At 66.4% G+C, this 13,724-nt stretch carries 13 protein-coding genes; 7 read left to right on the top strand and 6 right to left on the bottom strand.

Going from position 1 to position 13,724, the window contains the following annotated elements; all coding sequences use genetic code 11:
* Nucleotides 1-12: 12 nt before the first annotated feature.
* Genes GJV37_RS10995 through GJV37_RS10970 form a run of 6 tightly spaced genes read right to left on the bottom strand, consistent with a single transcriptional unit; the run spans nt 13 to nt 5,528 of the window.
* Nucleotides 13-816: an enoyl-CoA hydratase/isomerase family protein gene (locus tag GJV37_RS10995; RefSeq protein WP_193452459.1), complete on the bottom strand. Its 804-nt coding sequence runs from the start codon at nt 814-816 to the stop codon at nt 13-15.
* Between the two features lie 3 nt (nt 817-819).
* A complete protein-coding gene (gene fabG / locus GJV37_RS10990; protein ID WP_037009491.1) occupies nt 820-1,566 on the bottom strand; it encodes a 3-oxoacyl-ACP reductase FabG in 747 nt (248 codons plus the stop codon).
* Between the two features lie 9 nt (nt 1,567-1,575).
* The gene (locus GJV37_RS10985) at nt 1,576-2,721 is read right to left on the bottom strand and encodes a thiolase family protein (RefSeq protein ID WP_193452458.1); all 1,146 of its coding nucleotides are present in this window, start codon (nt 2,719-2,721) and stop codon (nt 1,576-1,578) included.
* Nucleotides 2,718-3,113: a Zn-ribbon domain-containing OB-fold protein gene (locus GJV37_RS10980; protein ID WP_193452457.1), complete on the bottom strand. Its 396-nt coding sequence runs from the start codon at nt 3,111-3,113 to the stop codon at nt 2,718-2,720. The genes GJV37_RS10985 and GJV37_RS10980 overlap by 4 nt, the downstream gene beginning before the upstream one ends.
* Nucleotides 3,114-3,128: 15 nt before the next feature.
* Nucleotides 3,129-4,328, bottom strand: coding sequence for an acetyl-CoA C-acetyltransferase (locus GJV37_RS10975; protein WP_193452456.1), 1,200 nt, complete (start codon nt 4,326-4,328; stop codon nt 3,129-3,131).
* Nucleotides 4,329-4,373: 45 nt separating this feature from the next.
* Nucleotides 4,374-5,528 (bottom strand): CaiB/BaiF CoA transferase family protein, encoded by a 1,155-nt coding sequence (locus tag GJV37_RS10970; RefSeq protein ID WP_193452455.1) that lies wholly within the window; start codon nt 5,526-5,528, stop codon nt 4,374-4,376.
* A gap of 248 nt (nt 5,529-5,776) precedes the next feature.
* Here GJV37_RS10970 and GJV37_RS10965 point away from each other — a divergent pair, with 248 nt between their 5' ends.
* From GJV37_RS10965 to GJV37_RS10935, 7 genes are all read left to right on the top strand, one after another.
* The gene (locus GJV37_RS10965; RefSeq protein WP_193452454.1) at nt 5,777-8,593 is read left to right on the top strand and encodes a winged helix-turn-helix domain-containing protein; all 2,817 of its coding nucleotides are present in this window, start codon (nt 5,777-5,779) and stop codon (nt 8,591-8,593) included.
* 85 nt (nt 8,594-8,678) lie between these two features.
* Nucleotides 8,679-9,506, top strand: coding sequence for an enoyl-CoA hydratase/isomerase family protein (locus GJV37_RS10960; RefSeq protein WP_084357722.1), 828 nt, complete (start codon nt 8,679-8,681; stop codon nt 9,504-9,506).
* A gap of 122 nt (nt 9,507-9,628) precedes the next feature.
* Entirely contained in the window at nt 9,629-10,768 is a 1,140-nt protein-coding gene (locus tag GJV37_RS10955) for an acyl-CoA dehydrogenase family protein (protein ID WP_024762806.1), read from the top strand.
* A 19-nt stretch (nt 10,769-10,787) separates the two neighbouring features.
* Nucleotides 10,788-11,975, top strand: a complete 1,188-nt coding sequence (locus GJV37_RS10950) for a lipid-transfer protein (protein WP_193452453.1) — start codon at nt 10,788-10,790, stop codon at nt 11,973-11,975.
* Nucleotides 11,976-11,993: 18 nt separating this feature from the next.
* The gene (locus tag GJV37_RS10945) at nt 11,994-12,434 is read left to right on the top strand and encodes a MaoC family dehydratase N-terminal domain-containing protein (protein ID WP_037009498.1); all 441 of its coding nucleotides are present in this window, start codon (nt 11,994-11,996) and stop codon (nt 12,432-12,434) included.
* A 14-nt stretch (nt 12,435-12,448) separates the two neighbouring features.
* Nucleotides 12,449-12,868 carry a MaoC family dehydratase gene (locus tag GJV37_RS10940; RefSeq protein WP_193452452.1) on the top strand — a complete coding sequence of 140 codons (420 nt, stop codon included), beginning with the start codon at nt 12,449-12,451 and terminating at the stop codon, nt 12,866-12,868.
* A gap of 11 nt (nt 12,869-12,879) precedes the next feature.
* Nucleotides 12,880-13,704 (top strand): SDR family NAD(P)-dependent oxidoreductase, encoded by an 825-nt coding sequence (locus tag GJV37_RS10935; RefSeq protein ID WP_038803182.1) that lies wholly within the window; start codon nt 12,880-12,882, stop codon nt 13,702-13,704.
* Nucleotides 13,705-13,724 lie beyond the last annotated feature (20 nt).

Raw genomic sequence — 13,724 nt, 5'->3', positions numbered from 1 at the left:
TCGTTGACGGGCTCAGGCGCCGGTGTATTTCGGCGAGCGTTTTTCGGCGAAAGCCTTGCGGCCTTCGATACGGTCCTTGCTGTCGCGCAGCAGGCCCCAATGCAGGTTGGACTGGGCGACGAAATCGCGCGGCGCCATGTGGCTGGTTTCCACCGCCAGGCGCTTGATCGCCTGGACAGCCAGTGGGCCATTGGCGGCAATCCGCTCGGCCAGTTGCATGACCAGCGGCAGCAGGCCCTCCCGCGGCAAGCAGTCGCTGATCAGGCCGATGCGCAGGGCTTCCTCCGCGCCGATGCGCTCGCCGGTCAGTGCCAACTTCATCGCGTGGGCGGCGGGTACCGCACGCATCAGGTACTGCACGCCACCCACCGCCGGAACGCTGGCCACCTTGGCTTCGGGCAGAGCGAAAGACGCTTCGTCGCTGGCGATGCGCAGGTCGCACTGCAGCGCCAGCTCCAGGCCGCCCCCCAGGCAGTAGCCATGGATGGCGGCGATCATCGGTTTCCAGATTTCCAGGTCGCCGAGGTCGATCAGCCGTGTGTAGCCGCCCTCCTCGGCCTCCGCCGCGCGGCTCTTGAAGTGACCGCTGGCGAAGCCCGTGGACGGCGGCAGCGTCGCCTTGAGGTTGGCGCCGGTGCAGAACGCCTTGTCGCCGGCGCCGGTCAGAACGATGACGCGCACCTGGTCGTCATCCTGCGCGGTGTTCAGCGCCTTGCGCAGATGGCGCAGATCGCCGATGGTCAGGGCGTTCATGGATTCGGGTGCATCCAGGGTGATGAGCGCCACGTGGCCGATGATCTGGAACTGGATCGCCATGGTTTACGCGCTCGGACTGGACAGGGAACGGCCGCCACAGACGTACAGCGTCTGGCCGGTGATGTAGGACGCCTTCGGGTCGGCGAACATCAGTACCGCATGGGCGATATCTTCGGGCTTGCCGATGCGGCCCACGGGAATGGTCGCCATGATCTTCGCCCGTTGCTCGTCGGAGAGCGGTGCGAGGATCGGTGTGTCGATGGCGCCCGGAGCGATGGCATTGGCGGTGATGCCATGCTTGGCCAACTCGATCGCCAGGGTGCGCGTGAGGCTGATCACGCCACCCTTCGCCGCCGAGTAGTTGGCCTGGCCGAAGCCACCGAGCCAGGCGCGCGATGAGATATTGACGATGCGCCCGAAGCCCTGCTCGATCATCCCCGGCACGACGGCCTTGGCGCAGAGGAACTGCGACTTGAGATTGACATCCAGTACCAGGTCCCAGTCCGCCTCGCTCATGTTCACCAGGCGCTTGTCACGGGTGAGGCCGGCATTGTTCACCAGCAGGTCCGGCGCCTTCCAGCGCGCGGCGACCTGCGCCACGGCAGCGTTGACCTGCTCGGCGCTGGTCACGTCGACCTTCACGCCCATCAGGTTCTGCGCCTGGGCGCCCGCTTCCGCGACCAGTTTGTCCATGGCCTCGCTATTGAGATCGAACATGGCCACCGCATAACCGGCATTCAACAGTGCTCGGGTCAGGCCCAGGCCGATGCCCTGGGCGCCGCCGGTAACGATTGCAACTTGCTTGCTCATGGAAATTCCTCAAACACCCAGAATGTGTACGGCGGACGCCGCGTGATCGACGCCGGCAATGCCGCCGCCGGTGCATTGGGTCAGCGCCAGCTCGGCGCCATCGGCCTGGCGTTCGCCGGCACGCTGTTGCAGCTGCCAGACCGCCTCGACCATCTGTGCGACGCCGGTGGCGCCCAGTGGGTGGCCCTTGGCGAGCAGGCCGCCGGAGGGGTTCACCACTGTCTTGCCACCCAGGCTGGTGGCACCGCTTTTCAGCAGCTCGTGAGCCTCACCGCGGCCGCACAGACCCAGGGCGTTGTAGTAGATGAGTTCGGCGATGCTGAAGGCGTCGTGCAACTCGATGACATCGATTTCGGCCGGCTTCACGCCCGCCTGCTGATAGGCCAGCGTGGCGGCGCGGGCGGTGATCTCGGCTGACAGGATGTCGTCATCCGGTTCCTCGGCACGGCCGGACTGGATCACCGAGGCCATCACCCGTACCGGGCGCGCCTGCTGCGGCTTGCGAGTGGTCAGCACCAGCGCTGCCGCGCCGTCCACCGCTGACGGGCAGCACTGCAGCAGCGTCAGCGGATCGAAGACCATCCGCGAGTTCATCACCTCATCGAGGGATACCTCGGTACGGGTCTGCGCGTAGGGATTGAGCGCACCATGGCGCCGGTTCTTCACCGCCACCTCGCCCAACACGTCGGCGCTCACGCCGAATTCGTGCAGGTAGCGGGTGGCGCGCATGGCGTAGATCGCCGGCAACGCCATGCCGGCACGGGCATAGAGCTCGGTCATGTAGTCGTTGCGCTGCAGCGGAATGGTCCCGCCGCCCAAGGCGGTGAGCTTCTCCACGCCGAACACCACCACAGTGTCGTAGATACCCGCCTGCAGCGCATGGCAGGCCAGATGCACGCCAGTGGCACCGCTGGCGCAGGCGTTTTCGACGTTGTAGATCGGCAGGCCGGAAAGCCCGAGATCACGCAGCAGTACCTGGCCCAGGACCATGCCGCCGAAGACGTTGCACGCATAGAACGCCTGCGGCTCGTGCAGCTCGACGCCAGCGTCGGTCAGGGCCTGCAATACAGCCTGCTGGGTGAGGTCCTGCATGGAGGCGTTCGGACGGCCAAACGGCGTCATCGCCACGCCGGAGATGTAGACGGGCTTGTTCATGCGTCCTCCTGCGGACGGAAGGCGTAGATCGGGCCGCTGTCGGACTCCACCAGGCACAGGCTCAGCGCCTCACCGATACGTGGCTGGCGCCCGGCGGGATAGTCCAGGCGGGCGAACACCCGCAGGCCCTCGGGGAAGTCAGCCAAGCCGAGCGGCTGCGGCGGCTTGTTCGCCTTCGGGCTGAAATGCACGACGGTGAAGCTGTACAGGCGCGGCGTGGAATCCAGTTCGACCAGTTCGCCGCCCTCGCACAGTGGCGAGGTTTCCGGTAGCGGTGGAAAGTGCAGGCCAGCATGGCCGGCACGCCGGCTGGCGAGCAGAACCACACGGCCATCTCGCTCGCGCCAGGGTTGTTCGGCGACGCTGGGTGTCGCCTCGTGGTGTGCACTCATGGGAGCTCCTTGGCTTCAGACGCGTTCGAACACCGCGGCAAGCCCCTGCCCGCCGCCGATGCACATGGTTTCCAGGCCGTAACGGACTTTGCTGCGCTGCATCTCGTGGAGCAGCGAGGTCATGATGCGCAGGCCGGTGGCGCCGATCGGGTGGCCCAGGGAAATCCCGGAACCGTTGACATTGATGCGCGGATCGTCCTCGAGCTGCCATTCGCGCAGCACGGCGAGCACCTGGCCGGCGAAGGCCTCGTTGACCTCGATCAGGCCCATGTCCGCCATCTCGAGGTTCAGTCGCTTCAGCAGTTTGGCCACCGCCGGTACCGGACCGATGCCCATGCGCAGCGGGTGACAGCCGGCCGAGGCCCAGCCAGCGAAGCGCGCCATCGGGCGCAGGTCGTTCTGGATGACAAAGCGCTCGGACACCACCAGGCACCCCGCCGCCGCATCGTTCTGCTGGCTGGCACTACCGGCGGTGACGGTGCCACCCTTGATGATCGGGGATAGCTTGGCCAGCGCCTCGTAACTGGCGTCTTCGCGAATGCCCTCATCGCGCTTGACCACCAGTGGCTCCCCTCGACGCTGCGGCACTGCCACTGGCATCACCTCGGCATCGAAGCGGCCCTGGCTCCAGGCTGCGGCGGCTTTCTGGTGGCTGCCCACGGCCCAGCGGTCGCAGGCTTCACGGCTGATGCCGTAGTCTCGCACCAGGTTCTCGGCGGTTTCGACCGCACCGCCGGAGCACTCGCCGTAGCGGCTGACCGGTTGCGAATTGACCCGCCCGCGATCCAGGCGATCGTGCAGCTTCACGTCACCCAGCCGCGCGCCCCAGCGCATGCTGGTGCTGTAGTACTCGATATTGCTCATGCTCTCGACGCCGGCCACCAGCAGGCAGTCGGCAGCGCCGGTCTGAACCTGCATGGCGGCGTCTATCACTGCCTGCAGGCCGGAGCCGCAGCGACGATCCACGGTGTAGCCGGCTACCTCGTCCGGCAACCCCGCCAGTGACGCCGCGTAGCGCCCCATGCAGGGTGCCTCGCTGGACTGGTAGGACTGCGCGACTATCGCTTCGTCGACCTGCGCGGCATCCACGCCGGTGCGCCGCAGCACCTCCTGCAGGACCAGCGCGGCGAGGTTCGCCGCCGGCACGGAGGCCAGCGCACCGCCAAACTTGCCGATGGGCGTGCGCACGGGGGAAAGGATGTAGGCGTTGGACATGGCTGTCTCTTCTTGTCGATTCGGGTCGTGGGGATGCAAAGACGGTCAGGCACTCATGCCCAATCCGCCCTGGCGCAGGCGGTCGATCCGCTCATCGGTCAGCCCCCAGTCGCGCAACGCGCTGAGCCCGCCCTCACCACGCGCCGGTGCGGGCTTCGGAACGGAACCGGGAGTGCCGAGGAAACGCGGCGCCGGCGCCGGCTGCACCACGCCATTGATCTGCATGAAGCTGCCTCGGGCTTGCGCATGAGGATGCTCGGCGGCCTCAGTGAACCCCAGCACCGGCGCCACGCAGGCATCGCTGTCGGCGAAAATCTCGCACCATTGCTCACGGGGCCGCTGGAGGAACGCCTGCATGAAGGCCTCGCGCAGGCGCGGCCAGCCTTGGCGATCATGCTGCGGCGGCAACTGGGCCGGATCGAGGCCAAGCTTGGCCAGCAGCTCCGCATAGAAGCGCGACTCCACTGGACCGATGGCCATGTAGCCCCCATCCAGGGTGCGATAGGTGTCGTACCAGGGCGCACCGCCATCCAGCAGATTACTGCCGCGCTCCTCGCGCCAGTTGCCGGAGGCCAGCAGCCCCCAGATCACCGAGCCAAGCTGGGCGGCGCCTTCGGCCATGGCAGCATCCACCACCTGGCCGACACCGCCGCGCAGCACATTGACCAGCGCCGCCAGCACGCCCATGGCCAGCAGCATGCCACCACCGCCGTAGTCGCCCAGCAGGTTCAATGGCGGCACGGGCCGGCCGGCCACCGGACCGATACCGGAAAGCACCCCGGACAGCGCGATGTAATTGATGTCATGCCCTGCGCGCTGAGCCAGGGGGCCGTGCTGGCCCCAGCCGGTCATGCGGCCGTAGACCAGCTTCGGATTGCGCGCAAATGCCTGCTCGGGGCCAAGCCCCAGGCGCTCCAGGGTACCGGGGCGGAAGCCCTCGATCAGTACGTCGGCATGCTCCATCAGTTCCAGAGCAACAGCCGCCGCCTCCGGGAGTTTCAGGTCGAGCGTGACCGAGCGGCGGCCACGACCGGTGATATCCACCTTCGGCCCGCTCATCTTCGGCCCCAGGTCGCTGTGCGCCTGTGGCCGGTGGATGCGGATGACGTCCGCGCCCATGTCGGCCAGCAGCATGGTGGCGAAGGGTGCCGGGCCTATGGCCTCGAACTCCAGAACTCGAATACCGCTCAACACACCCATCGACGTAGTCCCATTGATCTGCAGCGCAATTGGCCCGCGCCTCGGCAATGCCGCGCCTTTGCGGCTTTTCATCAATGGAACATTCCAGGCTCGCGGGGGCCGCCACCCGCGTTGGGTGGCAGCCTTCCACCCGGTCATCGAGCTCCCGAAGGCCTCTGGTGAAGAGCGTGGCAACTGGGGCATGCTCTGATCGACGCCCGCCTACACTGAAAACAATCGCGGGCGCATGAAACTGCCTCGGAAGCGCCATGGACAAGCCAAGCAGCACAACAACAAACGTCTCAGCTCCGCACGACCGCCCCCACGAACCGGCACTGACCACGGCCCTGGATCGCTCGAAGCTGATCCCTCCCCGTAGCGGCAGCCGCACCATCAGTCGCGACCGCCTGCTGCAGCAACTGGTGGAAAACCGCCGGCGTCGCTGCACGGTGATCAAGGGCCCTGCCGGCTGGGGCAAGACCACCCTCCTGCTCGCCTGCCGCCAGCAGTTGCTCTCGCTGGGTTTCGAAGTCGCGTGGCTGAGCCTGGGCCCGGAGGACAACGACCTGGGTCGCTTCATCGACTACCTGCTGGGCAGCCTGGCGCAGATCGACCTGCAGATGGTGCAGCACGCGTCCCTGATGGAGGCTCACGGATTCGACAGCGAATCGGTGGAGCGCACCATCATCACGCTGGTGCAGGGCGTCGCCAGCAGCCAGCGCGAAGTGGTGCTGGTGCTCGACGACCTGCACAGCCTGACCGACGTTGGCATCCACCAGGCTCTGCAATGGCTGCTCGACTACGCGCCGAGCAACCTGCACCTGGTGCTCGGCACTCGCAGCGCGGTGCCGCTGTCGCTTGCCCGCCTGCGCAGCCAGGGACAGGTCCTGGAGCTGGATCTCCGCGACCTGAGCTTCACCCTGGAGGAAACCCGGCAGTTCCTGCAGCAGCAACTGGGCGAACTGGCTACCGATGAGATACGTGAGATCCATGAATTGACCGACGGCTGGATCGCCGGCCTGCAACTGCTCGCCGCCAGCCGGCGCAAGCCATCCCAGAGCAGCAACGGCTCGCCATCTCCCTTGCGCGACCACCAGGCCTTCGCCAGCTATTTCGAATCGGCCGTGCTGGCTCGTCTGCAACCCGACGATGTCGAATTGCTCCTGCACACCGCCGTGTGCAATCGCTTCTGCCCCAGCCTGTGCGCAGCACTCGTCGATCGCCCGGAGGCCATTGCCGAGGCCGTGGAACTGCTCTCGCGCCTGGAGCAGGACAACCTGTTCCTGATTGCTCTGGAGACTCCCGATCAGGAAAACTGGTATCGCCTGCACCCTCTGCTGCGGGAAACGCTCCTCGGCCTCTTCGCCCGCCTGCCCGCCCAGCAGCAAAGTGCGGTACACAGTCGCGCCTGGCAATGGCAGCGTGATCGCGGGCAACTGGTCGAGGCCGTCCGCCATGCCGTAGCCGGCGGCCAGGCCGCGATGGCCGCGCAACTGGTCGAGGATCAGCTCGAGGCGCTGTATGCCCAGGGCGACCTGCGTATCCTCATCGAACTGGCGCGCCTGCTGCCCAGGGAGCAGATCCAGACCAGCATCCGCCTGCGCCTGCTGCTGGCACGCATGCAGGTTTTCGCCCGCGACTTCAATGCCTGCGAGAACAGCATCTCCAGCCTGGAGCGAGACCTGCCGGTCGATGACGACGATTCACGCTTCCGCCTCGCGATGCTGCGTGCCGTGCTGGCGGTGCAGCGCGACGACACCGATGAGGCACTGGCTATCCTGCCACAGCTGCTCAACCCGCCACCGGGCGTCAACTCGGTGATGCTCGGCGGCAGCCTGAATATCCTCTCCTGGCTGTACATGAACCGCGGCGAATACGAGCGGGCGCGGCAGGTACAGCTGGATCGCCCGCCCCTGCTGGTCAATGGTGCGCCGTTGCTCGGCACCGCCGGCGGGACGCTGCAGGGCCGCTGCCTGATCGGCCTGAGCCTGGCGATGGAAGGCCAGATCAGCCAGGCAGAGCGCATCTACCGCGAGGTCATCTACGAAGCGCAGCGCCACGGCCGCTCCTGCGCGGACGCGCTGCACCTGGCCACCGCCCTGCTGGGCGACACGCTCTACGAAAGCAATGAAATCGAAGCCGCGCTGGCCCTGCTGGAGCCGCAGATCGATGTTCTGGAGCGCATCTCGATTCCCGACTCGGTCCTGCGCGCCCTGGAGGTACTGGGCAAGGCGCACTGGGTCGCCGGCAACCGCCGCGAAGCCTTCGCCTATCTCGAGCACCTGGAGGAATACGGCCGCCGCAACAAGCTCGACCGGCTCATGGCCCACGCGCTGGTCTGGCAGGTGCACTGGCACCTGCTGCTGGGCGAAGTGGTCGCCGCCGAGACCAAACTGGCGCGCCTGGACACAATCGCCGCGCGCCATCCCGACGCCGCCACCCGGCACCTCAAGGACATCTTCATCATCGTCGAGAATGCCCACGTACGCTGGGACGCAGCCCACGGCGACCTGCACAGTGCCAACCTGCGCCTGAACCGCATGATCGCGGCCGGCGAACAGGACGGTCGGCAACTGGCGGTAACCCGTTTGAAAATGCTCAGCGCGGTCTTCGACGCCCAGCGCGGACAGACCGAGCAGGCCGGGGAAAAGGTCCTCGCCCTGCTACGCGTCGCCCAGCGCTACGGCCAATTGCGCAGCGTGATCGACGCCCATCCCGATGCGCTGGAGCTGATCGAAACACTGACCCGCGACCACCCGCTGGACCCCCTGCTGGCGTTCTACGTCGAACGCTTGCGCGGCACACGCCGCGCACCGGCCATACAGGCCTGTGCAGATCCCGTAACCCGAACCACCGGCCTGCAATTGGGCGCTGGCATGGAACCGCTCAGCGAGCGCGAACTCGAGGTGCTGCGCCTACTGGCCCAGGCCCTGCCGAACAAGAAGATTGCCCGTGCACTGGGCCTTTCCCATGAAACGGTGAAATGGCACCTGCGGCACATCTACAGCAAGCTTGGCGTCGGCAGCCGCGACGAAGCCGTGGCCCGCCTGCGGGATGCGGAGACTGCCGAAGACGCCAACCGCTGACCCCACCGCGCCGCCACCCGCAACGGGTGGCGGCGTCGGCTGCAACGCAGCCGAGCATGGCTGGAACCTTTCCCGAGGATCCGCCATGAGCACCGAAGTGATCGAGTTTCGCGAGTCCCAGCTGGCCATTGCCGACGGCATCGCCACCTTCACCCACCAGAAACCCGCCGCGCGCAACGCACTCTCGCTGGACCTGCGCGAAGACTACGCCGACATGCTCGACCGCGTGGAAGCCGACCGTAGCCTGCGCGCGCTGATCATCACCGGCTCCGGCGGCAGCTTCTGCGCCGGTGGCGATATCAAGTCGCTGAAGGAACGCCAGGTCAGTACCGACCCGGAAGTCAACTCGGCCAATGCCATGCGCCTGCGCATCCGTCGCCTGCATGGCTGGCTGGAACGTCTGCGCGGCCTGGAGATCCCGGTGATTGCCGCCGTCGACGGGCCGGCCTACGGCGCCGGATTCGCCATTGCCCTGCTGGCGGATTTCATCGTCGCCTCCAACCGCGCCTCGTTCTGCATGCCCTTCGCCAAGCTCGGCCTGGTGCCGGACTCCGGCGCGCTCTACACACTGCCCCGAGCGGTCGGCCTACAGAAGGCCAAGGAATTGCTGTTCAGCGCCCGCCGCGTCTCGATCGAAGAAGCCCGCGAATTGGGCATCGTTCATTCGATCCACACCCAGGAAGAACTGCCCGCCGCGGCTCAATGTCTGGCCCGCCGTTTCCTGACCTCGCCCCGCGATGCCATCGCCATGAGCAAGCGCCTGCTCAACCAAAGCTACGAGACGAACTGGAACGCCATGGCCGAACTGGAAGGCCTGGCCCAGGGCGTCGCCTCCACTGCGCCTTATCACGACGAAGCAGTCTCCGCCTTCCTGCGCGGCGAGCCGTCGCGCTACGACTGGGACCGCGACTGAGCCACCCAGCCTGGGTGGAGTAGCCACCCGGCGCCCACCCCTAACGTAACGAACCATCGCGCCCTTTCGCGCAACACGACAACAGTGACCGGCGGCGCCGGTCGGGCAGTCAGGAGCCTTCCGTGCATATCGAGCGCAGCGTCTTCCGCGACGACCATGAGATCTTCCGCACCACGGTGCGACGCTTTTTCGAGCGCGAATGCGTGCCACGCCAGGAAGCCTGGAACCAGGCAGGGCAATGGGACCGCGATATCTGGCTGAAGGCCGGCCGCGAAGGGCTGCTGTGCATCACTCTGCCCGTGGAATACGGCGGCGGCGGCGGCGATTTCGGCCATAGCGCGGTGTACAACGAGGAGTTCAACCGGGCCGGGCTGTCCGGCAACGGCCTGGGCATGCACTCGGACATCATTGCCCCCTATATCGCCCGCTGCGGCAGCGAAGAGCAGAAACAGCGCTGGCTGCCCGGTGCCTGCTCCGGGGAGCTGATTCTCGCCATCGCCATGACCGAACCGGGCACCGGCAGCGACCTCAAGGCGGTGCGTACCAGCGCCATCCGCGACGGCGACGAGTACGTCATCAATGGCAGCAAGACCTTCATCAGCAATGGTTTGACCGCCGACCTGGTCATCGTGGTCTGCAAGACCGACCCGGACGCCGGCTCCAAGGGCATCAGCCTGATCGCGGTGGAAACCGACCGACCGGGCTTCCAGCGTGGCCGCAAGCTGGACAAGGTCGGCCAGCACGCCCAGGACACTGCCGAGCTGTACTTCGACAACGTGCGCGTACCGGTCGGCAACCGTCTGGGCGAGGAAGGCAAGGGCTTCGCCTACCTGATGGGCGAACTGCCGCAGGAGCGCTTCTCCATCGCCGTCTCCGCCGCCGCCCGGCTGGAAACCGTGCTCGAACACACCCTGGAATACGTGAAGAGCCGCAAGGCCTTCGGCCAGACCGTCTGGGACTTCCAGAACACCCGCTTCAAGCTCGCCGACATCAAGGCCCAGGCTACCGCCGTGCGCCTGATGATCGATCACTACCTGGGCGAGCACATGCGTCGCCGCCTGACCCTGGAAGAGGCGGCGATCGCCAAGCTGTTCGCCACCGAAACCCTGGGCAAGGCGCTGGACGAGATGGTCCAGCTGCATGGCGGCTACGGCTACATGCTCGAGTACCCGGTGGCCCGCGCCTTCGTCGACATGCGCGTCAACCGCATCTACGGCGGCACCAGCGAAGTCATGCGTGAACTCATCTCGCGCAAGCTCTGATCACACAAGGGCAACAACCATGAGCCAGAAAGCATTCGTCGCCGGCGTCGGCATGATCCAGTTCAAGAAACCCGGCACCAGCGACTTCTATGACGTCATGGCGGCCCAGGCGATCCAACAGGCGCTGAGCGATGCCGGCATCGACTATCGCCTGGTGCAACAGGCCTACGCCGGCTACGTCTATGGCGACTCCTGCTGTGGCCAGAAAGCCGTGTACCACGCCGGCATGACCGGCATTCCGGTACTCAACGTCAACAACAACTGCGCCACCGGTTCTTCCGCCCTGTTCCTCGCCCGCCAGGCTGTCGCCAGCGGCGCGGTGGACTGCGCGCTGGCGGTCGGTTTCGAGCAGATGAACCCCGGCGCCCTGAAGTCCGCCTGGACGGACCGCCCGGCAGCGCTGGAGCGCGCCAACGCCGTCGTCAGCGAACTGGTGACCGGTGTCGATGTACCGAGCAACGCCATTCGCCAGTTCGCCGGTGCGGGCCGCGCGCACATGCAGAAGTACGGCACCAAGCTGGAAACCTTCGCCGCCATCCGTGCCAAGGCCAGCCGCCACGCCGCACGCAACCCGTTGGCGGTGTTCCGCAACGTGGTCACCACCGAGCAGGTGATGAACGACGTGGTGCTCTGGCCCGGCGTGCTGACCCGCCTGATGGCCTGCCCGCCCACCTGCGGCGCCGCTGCGGCCATTGTGGTCTCCGAAGCTTTCGCGAAAAAACATGGCCTGCGCACCGACGTACTGATCGCCGGCCAGTCCATGGCCACTGACATCCCCGCCTCCTTCGAAACGCGCGACATGATCCGCGTGGTCGGCTTCGAGGTCACCCGCCTCGCCGCACAGCAGGCCTACGCGCAGGCCGGCATCGGCGTGAACGATATCGACGTCATCGAACTGCACGACTGCTTCGCCCAGAACGAACTGCTGACCTACGAAGGCCTTGGCCTGTGCGCCGAGGGCGAAGGCGCCAAGCTGGTCGCCGACGGCGACAACACCTATGGCGGCAAGTGGGTGGTCAATCCGTCCGGCGGTCTGCTCTCCAAGGGCCACCCGCTGGGCGCTACCGGCCTAGCGCAATGCTACGAGCTGACCCACCAGTTGCGCGGCAGCGCCGGTGATCGCCAGGTGGCGAACGCCCGCATCGCCGTGCAGCACAACCTCGGCCTGGGTGGTGCCGGGGTGGTCACCGTGTACCAGAAGAACTGACGTCGGAGCGCCTACCAGATGATCGACAAGAAACACATCGGCAAAGTCCTGCCGTCCTTCAGCGCTACCGCCGAAGCTGGCCAGTTGCGCTTCTTCGCCAAGAGCATCGGCGAAACCAACCCGATCTATCTCGACGAGCAGGCTGCACGCGACGCGGGACACCCCGCCCTGCCGCTGCCGCCGACCTTTCTGTTCTCCCTTGCCTTCCAGATGCCGAACCAGGCCTGGCGCGATGAGCTGGGCATCATTTCCTCGCGCATCCTGCACGGCGAAGAGTCCTTCACCTACCAGCGCATGGCCTACGCCGGTGACACCCTGCACTACGACGTGCGCATCACCGACATCTACGACAAGAAAGGCGGCGCACTGAGCTTCGTGGTGCGCGAATCGAAGGTGACCAACCAGCGCGGCGAGCACGTGGCAACCCTGCGCACCACCCTCGTCCACCGCAACGGCTGAACCGGAGACCACCCATGAGCACAATCCGCTTCGATTCCGTCCAGGTTGGCGACAGCCTGCCGCCGCTGACCCTGGCACCGATCAACCGCACCACCCTGGCGCTGTTCGCCGGGGCCTCGGGCGATCACAACCCGATCCACATCGACATCGACTATGCCCGCAAAGCCGGCATGGTCGACGTGTTCGCCCACGGCATGCTGTCCATGGCCTATCTGGGCCGGCTGCTCACCCAGTGGGTCGACCAGCGCCAGTTGCGCGGCTTCGGCGTGCGCTTCGCCGGCATCACCCATCTCGGCCACCAGCTCACCTGCACCGGCAAGGTGGTGGAGAAGTTCGAGGCCGAAGGCGAGCGTCGCGTGAAGCTGGAAATCCAGACCGCCAACCAATACGGCGAAACCAAGATCGTCGGCGACGCCATCGTCGCCCTGCAGTGAGGAACAAGCACATGGCAAAACTCGACGGCAAGGTGGCATTGGTCACCGGTTCCGGACGCGGCATCGGCCAGGCCATCGCCCTGAAGCTGGCCAGCGAAGGCGCGCGCATTGTGATCAATGACCTGGATCTGGAGCCCGCGCAGGAAACCGCCGCGATGATCCGCGACCTGGGCGGCCAGGCAGCGATCTGCCACGGCAACGTCAGCGCACCGGACTTCGCCGAGCGCTACATCCGCACCGCGATGGAGCACTTCAAGGCCATCGATATCATCGTCAACAACGCCGGCTACACCTGGGACGATGTGGTGCAGAAGATGAGCGACGAGCAGTGGTACGCCATTCTCGACTGCCACATGACCGCGCCCTTCCGCATCTTCCGCGCGGCCTATCCGATCATCAAGGCGCAGGCCCAGGCCGAGGCCGAGGCCGGTAAAGAAGTGTTCCGCAAGGTGGTGAACATCTCCTCGGTGTCGGCCCTCAACGGCAATGCCGGCCAGCTCAACTACAGCGGCGCCAAGGCCGGCGTGGCCGGCATGACCCGCGCACTGGCCCGCGAGTGGGGGCGTTTCAAGGTCAACGTTAACGCCGTGGCCTTCGGCTTCATCGAGACCCGCATGACCCGTGCCGACGCCCATGCCGGCGCAACGGTAAGCATTGACGGGCGCGACATTCGGGTGGGCATCAGCCCGGAGGTCGCCAAATCGTTCGCCCAGCGCAATCCACTGGGGCGCCCAGGCACGGTGCAGGAAGCGGCCGACGCCGTGTACCTGTTCTGCTCGCCGGAGTCGAACTACATCACCGCGCAAACCGTCGCCGTGGCCGGGAACCTGCAATAACCGCCACCTCACGCAGCCGT

Origin of the sequence: Pseudomonas nitroreducens, from assembly GCF_010994165.1 — a bacterium.
Classification (GTDB): Bacteria; Pseudomonadota; Gammaproteobacteria; order Pseudomonadales; family Pseudomonadaceae; genus Pseudomonas; species Pseudomonas nitroreducens.
The sequence above is the reverse complement of the archived record's forward strand: the minus strand, read 5'-3'. Positions and strand labels throughout refer to the sequence as shown.

Coding starts and splice junctions, on each gene's coding strand:
- GJV37_RS10940 (WP_193452452.1), top strand. CDS start 12,449: ATGAGCACAATCCGCTTCGATTCCGTCCAGGTTGGCGACAGCCTGCCG.
- GJV37_RS10950 (WP_193452453.1), top strand. CDS start 10,788: ATGAGCCAGAAAGCATTCGTCGCCGGCGTCGGCATGATCCAGTTCAAG.
- GJV37_RS10935 (WP_038803182.1), top strand. CDS start 12,880: ATGGCAAAACTCGACGGCAAGGTGGCATTGGTCACCGGTTCCGGACGC.
- GJV37_RS10970 (WP_193452455.1), bottom strand. CDS start 5,528: ATGGGTGTGTTGAGCGGTATTCGAGTTCTGGAGTTCGAGGCCATAGGC.
- GJV37_RS10975 (WP_193452456.1), bottom strand. CDS start 4,328: ATGTCCAACGCCTACATCCTTTCCCCCGTGCGCACGCCCATCGGCAAG.
- GJV37_RS10960 (WP_084357722.1), top strand. CDS start 8,679: ATGAGCACCGAAGTGATCGAGTTTCGCGAGTCCCAGCTGGCCATTGCC.
- fabG (WP_037009491.1), bottom strand. CDS start 1,566: ATGAGCAAGCAAGTTGCAATCGTTACCGGCGGCGCCCAGGGCATCGGC.
- GJV37_RS10985 (WP_193452458.1), bottom strand. CDS start 2,721: ATGAACAAGCCCGTCTACATCTCCGGCGTGGCGATGACGCCGTTTGGC.
- GJV37_RS10945 (WP_037009498.1), top strand. CDS start 11,994: ATGATCGACAAGAAACACATCGGCAAAGTCCTGCCGTCCTTCAGCGCT.
- GJV37_RS10995 (WP_193452459.1), bottom strand. CDS start 816: ATGGCGATCCAGTTCCAGATCATCGGCCACGTGGCGCTCATCACCCTG.
- GJV37_RS10965 (WP_193452454.1), top strand. CDS start 5,777: ATGGACAAGCCAAGCAGCACAACAACAAACGTCTCAGCTCCGCACGAC.
- GJV37_RS10980 (WP_193452457.1), bottom strand. CDS start 3,113: ATGAGTGCACACCACGAGGCGACACCCAGCGTCGCCGAACAACCCTGG.